This window comes from Nocardioides massiliensis (genome assembly GCF_030811215.1).
In the GTDB taxonomy this organism is placed as follows: Bacteria; Actinomycetota; Actinomycetes; order Propionibacteriales; family Nocardioidaceae; genus Nocardioides_A; species Nocardioides_A massiliensis.
This window is the reverse complement of sequence record NZ_JAUSQM010000001.1, coordinates 3304045-3316934: the sequence shown is the minus strand read 5'-3', so window position 1 is coordinate 3316934 and position 12890 is coordinate 3304045. Positions and strand designations below refer to the sequence as shown.

At 70.0% G+C, this 12890-nt stretch carries 10 protein-coding genes and 1 tRNA gene; 8 read left to right on the top strand and 3 right to left on the bottom strand.

Going from position 1 to position 12890, the window contains the following annotated elements:
* Positions 1–140: 140 nt before the first annotated feature.
* Positions 141–1604: a pyruvate kinase gene (gene pyk, locus J2S59_RS16405; protein ID WP_068119339.1), complete on the top strand. Its 1464-nt coding sequence runs from the start codon at positions 141–143 to the stop codon at positions 1602–1604.
* A gap of 23 nt (positions 1605–1627) precedes the next feature.
* On the opposite strand, the gene J2S59_RS16400 is transcribed toward pyk, so the two are convergent.
* A tRNA-Leu gene (locus J2S59_RS16400) sits at positions 1628–1701 on the bottom strand.
* Positions 1702–1744: 43 nt separating this feature from the next.
* Between J2S59_RS16400 and J2S59_RS16395 the strand changes: the two genes are divergently transcribed.
* From J2S59_RS16395 to J2S59_RS16375, 5 genes are all read left to right on the top strand, one after another.
* Entirely contained in the window at positions 1745–2392 is a 648-nt protein-coding gene (locus tag J2S59_RS16395; RefSeq protein ID WP_181641727.1) for an ANTAR domain-containing response regulator, read from the top strand.
* Between the two features lie 176 nt (positions 2393–2568).
* Positions 2569–3858 carry a branched-chain amino acid ABC transporter permease gene (locus J2S59_RS16390; protein ID WP_220138368.1) on the top strand — a complete coding sequence of 430 codons (1290 nt, stop codon included), beginning with the start codon at positions 2569–2571 and terminating at the stop codon, positions 3856–3858.
* An 8-nt stretch (positions 3859–3866) separates the two neighbouring features.
* Positions 3867–5018 (top strand): branched-chain amino acid ABC transporter permease, encoded by a 1152-nt coding sequence (locus tag J2S59_RS16385; RefSeq protein WP_246360200.1) that lies wholly within the window; start codon positions 3867–3869, stop codon positions 5016–5018.
* Entirely contained in the window at positions 5011–6027 is a 1017-nt protein-coding gene (locus J2S59_RS16380) for an ABC transporter ATP-binding protein (protein WP_181641726.1), read from the top strand. Before J2S59_RS16385 ends, J2S59_RS16380 begins: the two co-directional genes overlap by 8 nt.
* On the top strand, positions 6024–6812 hold the full coding sequence (locus tag J2S59_RS16375) for an ABC transporter ATP-binding protein (RefSeq protein WP_068119331.1): 789 nt from the start codon (positions 6024–6026) through the stop codon (positions 6810–6812). The genes J2S59_RS16380 and J2S59_RS16375 overlap by 4 nt, the downstream gene beginning before the upstream one ends.
* A gap of 623 nt (positions 6813–7435) precedes the next feature.
* Here the strand turns inward: J2S59_RS16375 and J2S59_RS16370 are convergent.
* Positions 7436–8785: an ABC transporter substrate-binding protein gene (locus tag J2S59_RS16370; protein ID WP_220138367.1), complete on the bottom strand. Its 1350-nt coding sequence runs from the start codon at positions 8783–8785 to the stop codon at positions 7436–7438.
* A gap of 314 nt (positions 8786–9099) precedes the next feature.
* Between J2S59_RS16370 and J2S59_RS16365 the strand changes: the two genes are divergently transcribed.
* Positions 9100–9693: a GNAT family N-acetyltransferase gene (locus J2S59_RS16365; RefSeq protein ID WP_068120733.1), complete on the top strand. Its 594-nt coding sequence runs from the start codon at positions 9100–9102 to the stop codon at positions 9691–9693.
* A 7-nt stretch (positions 9694–9700) separates the two neighbouring features.
* Here J2S59_RS16365 and J2S59_RS16360 read toward each other — a convergent pair whose 3' ends face one another.
* The gene (locus J2S59_RS16360) at positions 9701–10099 is read right to left on the bottom strand and encodes a PaaI family thioesterase (protein WP_181641950.1); all 399 of its coding nucleotides are present in this window, start codon (positions 10097–10099) and stop codon (positions 9701–9703) included.
* A gap of 70 nt (positions 10100–10169) precedes the next feature.
* On the opposite strand from J2S59_RS16360, the gene polA reads away from it, so the two are divergent.
* On the top strand, positions 10170–12890 hold the full coding sequence (gene polA, locus J2S59_RS16355) for a DNA polymerase I (protein WP_068120729.1): 2721 nt from the start codon (positions 10170–10172) through the stop codon (positions 12888–12890).

The window sequence follows — 12890 nt, the reverse complement described above, 5'->3', positions numbered from 1 at the left end:
ACGTGTAGCGAAGTTGCGCGACACGCCGACTGGAACGTGTACACAGCGGTGACTTCGCTACACGTGTAGCGATTCCTGTGACAGGAGTGACGAGCGGGCGCAGCAGGTTGGAGCGATCCAACCTGGGCTAGGGTGGGGGCGTGCGGAGAGCCAAGATCGTGTGCACGCTGGGTCCGGCAACGTCGACGGCGACGGGGGTACGGGCACTCGTCAACGCCGGGATGGACGTGGCGCGGCTGAACCTCAGCCACGGCACCCACGAGGAGCACGAGCGGGTCTACCGCCTGGTGCGGGAGGCGTCGGACGCCAGCGGGCGCGGGGTCGGCATCTTCGCCGACCTGCAGGGACCGAAGATCCGGCTCGGGCTCTTCGCCGACGGGCCGGTGCAGGTCGAGCGCGGTGACCGGTTCACGATCACCACGCGGGACGTGCCGGGGGACCAGACCATCTGCTCCACGACGTACGCCGGTCTCCCCGGCGACGTCGCTCCCGGCGACCCGGTCCTCATCGACGACGGCCGCGTGCGGTTGCGGGTGGTCGAGGTCAACGACACCGACGTCCTCACCGAGGTCGTCGTGCCCGGCCGGCTGAGCAACAACAAGGGCATCAACCTGCCCGGCGTCGCCGTGTCCGTCCCGGCGCTGTCGGAGAAGGACATCGAGGACCTGCGCTGGGCGCTGCACCTCACCGTCGACTTCATCGCGCTGTCCTTCGTCCGCAGTGCCGCTGACGCCGACGACGTGCGCCGCGTCATGGAGGAGGAGGGCGTGCGGATCCCGGTCATCGCCAAGATCGAGAAGCCGCAGGCCATCGACAACCTCGACGAGATCATCGACGCCTTCGACGGGTTCATGGTCGCCCGTGGCGACCTCGGCGTGGAGTGCCCGCTCGAGGACGTGCCGTTCCTGCAGAAGCGGGTCATCGAGCACGCCCGCCGCAACGCGAAGCCGGTGATCGTCGCGACCCAGATGCTGGAGTCGATGATCACCAACCCGGCACCCACACGCGCCGAGGCCGCAGATGTGGCCAACGCCGTCCTCGACGGTGCCGACGCGGTGATGCTGTCGGGGGAGACCAGCGTCGGCGCCTACCCGATCGCCACCGTCGAGACGATGGCGCGCATCATCGAGTCGACCGAGGACCACGCGTTGGCGCGCATGGCCGAGATCGAGTGGGACCCCCGCACCCGCGGTGGCGTGATCGCCAAGGCGGCGGCCGAGGTGGCCGACCGCGTCGGGGCGCGCTACCTGGTCGCGTTCACCCAGAGCGGCGACTCCGCCCGCCGACTCGCCCGTCTGCGGACGGCGATCCCGGTGCTGGCGTTCACTCCCGAGGACGTCGTGCGCTCGCAGCTGGCGCTGTCGTGGGGCGTGGAGACCTTCCGCACCGACGCGGTGGAGCACACCGACGAGATGGTGCGCCAGGTCGACGAGTCGCTGCTGCGCATCGGCCGCGTCAAGCTGGGTGAGCTCGTGGTGATCATCGCCGGCAGCCCGCCCGGCATCCCCGGCTCGACCAACGCCTTGCGCATCCACCGGATGGGCGACGCCATCAACCAGGTCGCGCCGGCCTATCGCCGGCCCACCGAGCCGCGCACGCCGTAGCGGTTGAGACTGCTCGCACCGGGTGCCCCGGGTGGGACTCGAACCCACACTGGACGGTGTTTGAGACCGCGGCCTCTGCCGATTGGGCTACCGGGGCCCGATGCGGAGGACACCTTACCGACGCCCGGTGGAGCGTCCGCATGGGCGGCACCGTTTACGCTTCTGCCGTGACCGAGCAGAGCGTGTACCCCGAGCAGGGTCCTGTCCGCCGCGTGGTCGTCGCCGAGGACGAGGCGCTGATCCGGCTCGACCTCGTGGAGATGCTGGCCGAGCAGGGCTACGAGGTCGTGGGGAAGGCGGCCGACGGCGAGCGGGCGGTCGAGCTGGCCGAGGAGCTGCGCCCCGACCTGGTCCTGATGGACGTGAAGATGCCCAAGCTCGACGGGATCGCGGCGGCGGAGCGGATCGCCCGGGCCCGGATCGCACCGGTCGTCATGCTCACTGCGTTCTCCCAGCGCGAGCTCGTGGAGCGCGCTCGCGACGCGGGTGCGATGGCCTACCTGGTCAAGCCGTTCTCGGAGTCCGACCTGCAGCCGGCCATCGAGATGGCGGTCAGCCGCTTCGCCGAGCTCCAGCTGCTCGAGGCCGAGGTCGCCGAGCTCACCGACCGGCTCGAGACCCGCAAGGCGCTCGACCGGGCCAAGGGCGTGCTGCAGGCCCAGCTCGGACTCAGCGAGCCGGAGGCGTTCCGCTGGATCCAGAAGACAGCGATGGACCTGCGGCTCTCGATGCGCCAGGTCGCGGACGGCGTCGTGGAGCACGGACCGGCGGTCGCCGACGGGGCCTGAGGGCCCTAGGTCACCGTTCCGCATCGATCAATGCCGACCTTGGTGATTGTGCGTGACCTGGGCCACGACGCGCCTAGACTGCCTCGGGCGTCCAGCCGGGCGATGGAGGAGGACCTGTCTTGAACGACCGTTGCGCACCTCGTGCGGCAACCGCATGGATAGCTCGGATCCTTGTGGTGGCGCTGCTCGCTCCACTGCTCACGGTGATCGCCTCGGCGATGTCCGTGACCGCTTCGGCGACGGAGGATCCCGCTCAACCGGGAGCCACCTGCGAACGCACCGAGACCACGGCCTGCCTCCAGGCCCGGCTCCCCACCGGCGTCGAGGTGCCGGGGATCGCGATCACCGTGACGCTGCCGTCGGGTGGCGAGACGGTCATCGAGACCGATGAGTCCGGTGTGGCGGTCCTCGAGGTCACCGAGGAGGGTCAGTACTCCCTCACCATCGACACGGACTCCTTCCCCGACGGGGTCGAGCTCCAGCCCAACGCCACCGAGACCATCACTCCCACCATCAGCCTCGGCGGACAGGCCAACATCACGTTCAACGTGCGCGCCGACGACTACACCGGCGCGGAGAGCTGGGTCGACCAGTTCGCACAGGCCTCCGCGAGCGGGCTGCGGCTGGGACTGCTGCTGGCGCTCGCCGCGGTCGGCCTCTCGCTGATCTACGGCACGACCGGGCTGTCGAGCTTCTCCCACGCCGAGCAGGTCACGCTCGGCGGCATGGTCTGCTACATGCTCGTCAGCTGGGCCGGCATGCCGTTCCTGCTCGCCGCGGTGCTGACGGTGGTGCTGTGCGGGGCGACGGGCCTGGCACAGGACATGGCGATCTGGCGACCACTGCGGCGCCGCGGCCTTGGCCTGATCCAGATGATGATCGTGACCATCGGTCTCTCGCTGGCGATGCAGTACGCCTTCCAGGTCTTCGTCGGCGCCGGCAGCGTCCGGATCCTCACCCAGGCGCCGCAGGTCACGACGTTCGGCCCGATCACGCTGACCCAGCAGTCGTTCTGGGCCATGGGCATCTCGATCGTGGTGTTGGTGGCGGTCGGGTTCGCCCTCCAGCGCACCCGGCTCGGCCGGGCGACCCGCGCGGTCTCCGACAACCCCGCGCTGGCTGCGGCGAGCGGCATCGACGTCGACCGCGTCGTCCGCATCGTGTGGGTCGTTGCGACGGCCCTGGCCGGCCTCGCCGGCATCATGCTCGCCCTCATCCTCAACGGCGTGAAGTGGGACTCCGGCATGCAGATCCTGCTGCTGCTCTTCGCCGCCGTCACCCTGGGCGGGCTCGGCACCGCATTCGGCGCACTCATCGGCGCGATCGTGATCGGCTTCGTCGTGGAGCTCACCCCGGTCTTCGGGCTCCCCGGTGACCTCAAGTACGCCACCGCACTTCTCATTCTGATCCTGCTGCTGATGGTCCGGCCGCAGGGAATCCTCGGCAAGGCCGAGCGGGTCGGGTAGGAGCTCAGATGACCAACACACCCCACGACCAGGTCGTGCAGACCGACGCGGCGCCGACCGCCGTCACGCCCGACGACAAGCCCCAGCGCGGCATGGACCGCCGCAAGACGGCGCTGCTGACCGGCAGCGGCGTCGCGATCGTGGCGCTGCTGTGGATCCTCGCCGACTTCACCGGCGGTCCGCTGTCGACGATCTCCTCCAACGTCCTGCGCGAAGCGATCTCGCCGCAGACCGCCGCCGTGGCCATCGCGGTGATCGGGCTCAACATCCACTTCGGCTTCACGGGTCTGCTCAACATCGGCCAGGCCGGGTTCATGCTGCTGGGCGCCTACGGCTTCGCGATCGCGCTCGACCAGGGCCTGAACCTGATCCTGGCGATTTTCGTGGGCCTGGCATCGGCGACGGTCTTCGCGCTGCTGTTGGGCATCCCGACGCTGAAGCTGCGCGGCGACTACCTCGCAATCGTCACCATCTCGGCCGCGGAGATCATCCGCTACGTCGGACGTCTGTCCTCGCTCACCGAATACACCGGTGGTTCGCAGGGGCTGCCCGGCAGCCGCTACCGCGACGACTTCACCAGCCTCTCGGTCTTCGGTGAGGGGCGTACGACGATCGGGCCGTTCACCTACCAGAACACCGGCGTCGACGGATGGTGGGTGCGCGCCGTCGCCTGGCTGATCGTGCTGCTGGTCGCCATCGTCGTCTGGCTGCTCGTCCGCAGCCCCTGGGGCCGGTTGCTGCGCGGCGTACGCGAGGACGAGGACGCCATCCGCAGCCTCGGCAAGAACGTGTATGCCATCAAGATGCAGGCCCTGATCATCGGCGGCACGCTCGGCGCACTGGGCGGCATGATCTACGTGCTCCCCACCTCGGTGCAGGCCGATGCCATGGGCCGAAACCTCACCTTCTTCATCTGGACGGCGCTGCTCCTGGGCGGGGCTGCCACCATCTTCGGTCCAGTGCTGGGCGCGATCCTGTTCTTCTCGATCCGCATCCTGATCCGCGGCCTCACCAACGCCTTCGTCCCCGACAGCATCCTCAACACCCAGCAGGCCAACCAGTTCTCCTGGGTCGTCGTCGGTGTGATCCTGATGTTGTTGGTGATCTTCAGACCACAAGGAATCCTCGGCGACAAGAGGGAGCTGCAGTTTAATGGCTGAGCAAGCGGCACAGGCGCCGGCACGGACCGGTGGCAGCAACCCGCTCGCGGACCCGGCCGCGCGCAAGCAGCTCGTCGCCGGCATCGAGGCGGTGCCCGGCAGCAAGAAGCCCGACCCGATCATGTCGGTCGACAACATCGTGCGGAACTTCGGCGGCATCACGGCGGTCGACGTCGACCACCTCGAGGTGCAGCGCGGGATCATCACTGCGCTCATCGGCCCCAACGGTGCCGGCAAGACCACCTTCTTCAACCTCATCACCGGCTTCGACCGGCCGACGTCGGCAGCATCGCGCTTCGGACGCAACGAGAAGTCGGCACGGTGGAGCTTCGAGGGCAAGTCGCTGGCCAACACCTCCGCCTCGAAGGTGTCGCGCGCAGGCATGGTGCGCACCTTCCAGCTCACCAAGGCCCTGAGCCGCATGACGGTGATGGACAACATGATGCTCGGCGCCCGCGACCAGACGGGGGAGAACCTCTTCCTGTCGTGGCTGAAGCCCTCGTGGGCGGCGCAGGAGAGGGAGATCGAGGAGAAGGCGAAGGCCCTCCTCGACCGGTTCCGGCTCCTGGAGAAGAAGGACGACTACGCCGGCAGCCTGTCCGGTGGGCAGCGCAAGCTGCTCGAGATGGCACGCGCGCTGATGACCGACCCGACGATGATCATGCTCGACGAGCCCATGGCCGGGGTGAACCCCGCGCTGACGCAGTCGCTGCTCGGGCACATCCAGGCGCTGCGCGACGAGGGCATGACCGTGCTCTTCGTCGAGCACGACATGCACATGGTCCGCCACATCTCCGACTGGGTCGTCGTGATGGCCGAGGGCAAGGTGGTCGCCGAGGGCGACGCAAACACCGTGATGGCCGACCCGGCCGTCATCGACGCCTACCTCGGTGCCCACCACGACACCGACCTCGGGGACGACGCCCTGCTGTCCGACGAGACGATGGCCGGCCTCGCGCGCGAAGCGGAAGCGGAAGCAGCCCGGGAGTCCGGGGAGGAGAAGCGATGAGCACCACGCAGTCCGCCGGAGCCACCACGCCGACGCCCACGGGGCAGCCCGTCATCGAGGCCCAGTCGCTGGTCGCCGGCTACCTGCCCGGCGTCAACATCCTCAACGGCTGCAGCCTGACCGCCTACCCGGGCGAGATGATCGGCATCATCGGCCCCAACGGTGCCGGCAAGTCGACGCTGCTCAAGGCGATGTTCGGCCTCGTGAAGGTCCACGAGGGCGAGGTGCTGCTCCACGGTGAGGACATCACCAACGCGCGCACCAACCGGCTGGTGGAGATGGGTGTCGGGTTCGTCCCGCAGACCAACAACGTCTTCCCCAGCCTCACCATCGAGGAGAACCTCCGGATGGGGCTCTTCCTGCGCCCCAAGAAGCTCTCCAAGCGGCTCACCGCCATGTGGGACCTCTTCCCGGTCCTGCACCAGCGCCGCAACCAGCGCGCCGGTGGTCTCTCCGGTGGTGAGCGCCAGTCGCTGGCGATGGCCCGCGCACTGATGATGGAGCCGTCGGTGCTGCTCCTCGACGAGCCCTCCGCCGGCCTCTCGCCCGTCCGCCAGGACGAGACCTTCCTGCGCACCCGGATGATCAACCAGACCGGCGTCTGCATCGTCATGGTCGAGCAGAACGCCCGCCGCTGCCTGCAGATCTGCCACCGCGGCTACGTCCTCGACCAGGGCCGCGACGCCTACACCGGCACCGGCCGCGAGCTGGCCAACGACCCCAAGGTCATCGAGCTCTACCTCGGCACCCTGGCCGCCGATGTCGAGGGCGACAAGGACGCCTGAGGCTCGGTCGGCCTCCGCTTTGCGGTGGCCCGCTGCGCGGGCGGCCTTCGGCGGCCGACCTCCGGTCAAGGGGGCGGAGGCAACCACCCCTTCGCTCCTTCGTCGCTCCGGGGGGCCAGGCCCATCCACGCCTCCGCCCCCTTGCCCTCCGGCCGTCCACCTCCAGCCGCCCGCTCCGCCGTCCACCTCCGACCGGAGTCCACTGCCGGCCCAGGCGCCAGCGTGCCCTCGCCGTACGCCAGCCAGCGCGGCCTCGTGGGACGGCCTGGGACGCTTCGCGTCCGGAGGTCGGCTCGGCGTAGCGGTCTGCGTCACAGCCCGCGAGCCCGCTGCCGACCGTGACCAACTCCAGCCTCTCGGCCGAGGCCGTTCACCGAGCCGAGGGCTGCACGCTGGCGCGGGCCCCCGTGGCGAGCGGGAGCCGGGTGCAGACATGAGGGGGCGCCCGGAGGAGGAGGGGCGAGGCGTGGATGGGCCTGGCCCCCCTGGAGCGAGGAACGAGCGGAAGGGGTGGTTGCCTCGCCCCTCCTCCGCAGGGCGGACCCGCCCACAGCGACCCGGAAGCAGGCAACGCAAAGGGCCCCACACCCGAAGGTGTGGGGCCCTCGCGAAAGGACTACTACTTACTTGGCGCCCTCTTCGGTGGTGACCAGGCTGTAGTTGTTCTCGGCGTCGTACTCGTAGATGCCGACGAACGCGCTGGACGGGTCGTTCTCGTCGTCGAAGGGACCGATGCCGGACGGGCCGGCGTAGCGGATCTCCTGGCCGTCCTCGAGCAGGGCGACACAGTCGGCGTAGGTGGCGCACTCCTCGCCGTCGGTGGCACCGGAGACAGCGGCCAGGTTCTCCTGGATCGTCTCCGGGGTGGTGTCGCCGCCCTTGACCGCGGCGAGCGCGGCGAGGATGACGCCGTCGTAGGACTCCGCGGCGTAGGAGTAGTCGCCCAGCGACTCACCCTCGGCGAACTCGTACCACGCGTTGAGGCGCTCCTTGAACGACGACTCGGGGTCGTTGCCGGGGATCGTGCCCTTGGCGCCCTCGAGCAGACCGGCGTCGAACTCGTCGCCGTAGTTCGAGGTGTTGCCGTCGGTCATGTAGATCTTCGACATGTCGAAGCCGGCGTTGGCCAGCTCGGGGATGATCGCCTTGGTCTCGTCGAAGGCCAGGACGACGATGGCGTCGGGGTTGGCCGACGTCGCGCCGTTGACCTCGGCGGAGAAGCTGGTCTGCGCGGGCGGGAACTCCTGGTTCATGCCCTTGCCGCCGTAGACGACCTCGCCACCGTTGTTCTCGATGGTCTCCTGGACGACGTCGCGCAGGCCGACGCCGTAGGAGTCGTTGAACACGATGAACGCGACGCGCTGGTTGCCGTCACCGGAGATCAGGTTGCCCAGCGCGTTGCCCTGGATGCCGTCCGGCGGTGCGGTCCGGAAGTAGAACGGGTGGCGACCGCTGAGCGCGACCGAGGTGTTGGCCGGGGAGATCTGGACGATCGGCGCGGCGGTGATCGCGTCGATGATCTGCTCGGTGACCGACGAGGAGGCGGCACCGAGGACCATCGAGGCGTTGCCCGAGATCGCCTGCTGCGCGGAGGCGTTGGCCACGGACGCGTCGGTGGCGTCACCGGAGTCGAGGAACACCTGGCAGGCCGCAGCCTCGCCTACGCCGCCGGCGGCGTTGATGTCGGAGACGGCCAGGCCGACGCCCGCGACCTCCGGCGGGCCCAGGAAGGCGAGGTTGCCGGTCAGCGGCAGGATGCCCGCGACCTTGAAGGTGTCGGCGCTGCTGGTGTTGCCGGCGCACTCGTCGTTGGTGAAGTCGTCTGCAGCCTGCGAGGTGGTCTCGTCGGCGGTGGGCTCGTCGGCAGCGTCGTCGGTGTCGTCGCTGTCGGAACCGCAGGCGGCCAGGGTGAGCGCGAGCACGGCGGAGCCGGCCATCACCTTCACCCAGGAGGCGGGTCGGGATCGATTCACGGTGTGAACCTTTCTGACGTTCGGTCGGGTGGGTACCTCAGGTCCGCGCCCACCCCCGAAGGCAGGGCGGCGTGTTGTCGACACGGTAGGTCCGTGCGTGCCGTCGGCAGGGGAGGCCGGAAGGGTCGTTAGCGAACCGTTACCGGGTCGGGGATCAAGGCGTACGGCGGTGCTGGCGCGGTCGTGGCGACAGGGTCGCTCGGTCGCGGCAGAAGGGGGCTGTGGGGCTTCTGGCGCCCGGACCTGACCGGAGGCGTAATCTTGGTCCGTTCGTCCCCCCGCCGCTCCCTCCCCAGACCGATCCGAGGACCCTGATGGCTCGTCAGCTCGCGAAGGTGCGCGACGCCGGCCCCGACGACGCGCCGGCCCTGCTGGTGCTCTGGCACGACCTCGTCCGCCGCACCAACGTCGACCCGGTCGAGCAGGCGCGCGCCGCCATCGCGCGGGTCGCGGCGGACCCCGACGAGCGGATCATCGTCGTCGAGTGGGACTGCGAGGTCATCGGGGCCCTGCAGCTGCGCCGGGTCGCGCTCGGGCCGCTCACCGACGAGATGACCGTCCTGGCCTCGCACCTGCAGGTGCTCACCGGCCACCGCCGCCAGGGCGTCGGCCACCTGCTGATGGAGGCCGCGGTCGCCTGGGCCGAGGAGAAGGACGTCAGCTACCTCACCGGGATGGCCACGGGGGCTCGCGACACCAACCGCTTCCTCGCCCGGTTGGGGCTGGCACAGGCAGGCGTCATGCGGGGTGCGCCCGTCGCCACGGTCCGCACCCGGCTCGGCTCGAGCGGGCGTGGGGCGTCGGGCACCGTCTCAGCCGTGCGACCCTCGGGCAGCCGCCACCTGGGTCAGGTCCTGGCGTCGCGGCGCACCCAGCGCCGGCGCAGCTCCGAACGCGACCCGGACTGAGCCCTGCTCAGACCCGGTCGGCGTCGATCAGCGCGCAGGTGATGCGCGCGGTGCACAGCCGCTTGTCGTCCTCGTTGGTCACCACGACCTCGTAGCTCGCACTGGTGCGGCCGCGGTGGATCGCCGTCGCGACCCCGGTCACGAGCCCGCTGCGGGCGGAACGGTGGTGCGTGGCGTTGATGTCGACGCCGACGGCGATCTTGCCGAGCGGGTGGGCGTGCAGCGCGGATCCGATCGATCCGAGACTCTCGGCGAGAGCGATGGAGGCTCCGCCGTGCAGCAGGCCGTAGGGCTGCTCGTTGCCCTCCACGGGCATCGTGCCGACGATCCGCTCCGCGCTGGCCTCGACGATCTGCACGCCGAGCTTCTCGTTCAGGCCGCCGGGGGGAAGGTCATGGGGATCCATGGGCTCATCGTGGCACGGACGGGTCAGCGCACCCCGCGATGGTGTCGGTCCCGTGTCCTAGAGTCGTGCCGTGCCGACCGACGACCTGAATGCCCCCGCGGGTCAGACCCGTCCCCGCCTGCTCCTGCTCGACGGTCACTCGCTCGCCTACCGCGCGTTCTACGCGCTGCCGGCGGAGAACTTCTCCACCACGACCGGCCAGACGACCAACGCGGTCTACGGCTTCACGTCGATGCTGATCAACGTGCTGCGCGACGAGGAACCGACCCACATCGCGGTCGCCTTCGACAAGTCCCGCCAGACCTTCCGGCTCGAGGAGTACGCCGACTACAAGGCCAAGCGCGCCAAGACCCCCGACGAGTTCGCCGGTCAGGTCCCGCTCATCCAGGAGGTCCTCGACGCGCTGCGCATCCCGCACCTCGAGCTGGCCGGCTATGAGGCCGACGACATCATCGCCACCCTCACCACCCGCGCGGTCGTGGAGGGGTTCGAGGTGCTGATCCTCACCGGCGACCGGGACTCGCTGCAGCTGGTCTCCGACACCTCGACGGTCCTCTACCCGATGCGGGGGGTCTCGGAGCTGGCGCGCATGACGCCGGCGGCGGTCGAGGAGAAGTACGGCGTACCCCCCACGCGCTACCCCGAGCTCGCCGCGCTGGTGGGGGAGGACTCCGACAACCTGCCCGGTGTGCCCGGGGTCGGGCCGAAGACCGCGGCGAAGTGGATCACGACCTACGACGGCCTCGACAACGTCATCACCCGCGCCGACGAGATCAAGGGGAAGGCCGGTGAGAGTCTGCGTGCTCACCTCGATGGGGTGATCCGCAACCGTCGGCTCAACGCTCTCGTCACCGATCTCGAGCTGCCGGTCACGACGACCGACCTGGTCAAGCAGCCGTGGGACCGCCACGAGGTCCACCAGCTCTTCGACGGCCTGGAGTTCCGGGTCCTGCGCGACCGGCTCTTCGCGACGCTCGAGTCCGAGGAGGACGTCGACGAGGGCGGCTTCGCGCTCGAGGTGACGCGGCCCGCCGCAGGTGAGCTGGGAGCGTGGCTCGACGCGCATGCGCGCGACGGCGCCCGGGTCGGCCTCCAGGTGCAGGGCAGCTGGCGCGCCGGCACCGGCGAGGTCTACTCCCTGGCGCTCGCGGCGGGCGACGGCCATGCCGCCTGGGTCGACGCCTCGACGCTCGACCCGGCCGACGACACCGCGCTCGGCGACTGGCTCGCCGATCCGGGCGTCCCGAAGGTGCTCCACGACGCCAAGGGTCCGATCCTCGCGCTGGGCGCGCGGGGCTGGACGTTGCAGGGGCTGGTCCGTGACACCGCACTCTCGGCCTACCTCGCGCGTCCCGACCAGCGCTCCTACGACCTGGCCGACCTCACCGTGCGCTACCTGCGCCGCGAGCTGCGCGCCGAGTCCGGCACCGACCCCGACCAGCTCTCGCTCGACGTCGCGCTCGACGGCGGCGAGGCCGACGGCGGTGGCGAGACCGTGCTCGTCCAGGCCGGGGCCGTGCTCGAGCTGGCCGCCGCCCTCGACGACGAGCTCGACGGCCGCGGCGGCACCCGGCTGCTCGAGGACGTCGAGCTCCCGCTCGTCAGCGTCCTGGCCGACCTCGAGCAGCGCGGCGTGGCCGTCGACGTCGAGCGCTTGGAGAGCCTGGAGGCGGAGTTCGCCGCCGGCGTGAAGGACGCGGCCGAGGAGGCCTTCGCCGTCATCGGCAAGGAGATCAACCTCGGCTCGCCCAAGCAGCTGCAGGTCGTGCTCTTCGACGAGCTCGGGATGCCGAAGACCAAGCGCACCAAGACCGGCTACACCACCGACGCCGACGCGCTGGCGACGTTGTTCGAGAAGACCGAGCACCCCTTCCTCCAGCACCTCCTGCGCCACCGCGACGTCAGCCGCCTGCGGCAGACGGTGGAGGGTCTGCTCAAGACCGTCCAGCCCGACGGTCGGATCCACACGACGTTCAACCAGATGATCGCCGCGACCGGCCGCCTCTCGAGCACCGACCCCAACCTGCAGAACATCCCCGTCCGCACCGAGGAGGGCCGGCGCATCCGCGAGGCGTTCGTGGTCGGTCCGGGTGGCGAGTGCCTGATGACGGCCGACTACAGCCAGGTCGAGATGCGGATCATGGCCCACCTCTCGGAGGACCAGGGGCTGATCGAGGCGTTCCGCAGCGGACGCGACTTCCACTCCGTCACCGCCGCCCGCGTCTTCGACGTCGAACCGACGGCGGTCGACAGCGAGATGCGCGCCAAGATCAAGGCGATGAACTACGGCCTGGCCTACGGCCTATCGGCCTACGGTCTCGGTCAGCAGCTGCGCATCGACCCGGGTGAGGCCCGGGGGTTGATGGACGAGTACTTCGAGACCTTCGGCGGGGTGCGCGACTACCTCGGCGGCGTCGTCGACGAGGCCCGTCGCACCGGCTTCACCGAGACGATCATGGGCCGGCGCCGCTATCTGCCCGACCTCACGAGCGACAACCGGCAGCGCCGGGAGATGGCGGAGCGGATGGCGCTCAACGCGCCCATCCAGGGTTCGGCCGCCGACCTGGTCAAGGTCGCGATGCTCGGGGTCGACCGCGCCCTCCACGCGCAGGGGTTGGCCTCGCGGATGCTGCTGCAGGTGCACGACGAGCTCGTGCTCGAGGTCGCGCCGGGGGAGAGGGACCGGCTCGAGGAGCTCGTGCGCGCGGAGATGGCGGCCGCGGCCGACCTGCTCGTGCCGCTCGACGTCTCGGTCGGCACCGGGCCGAGCTGGCACGCCGCAGCGCACTGA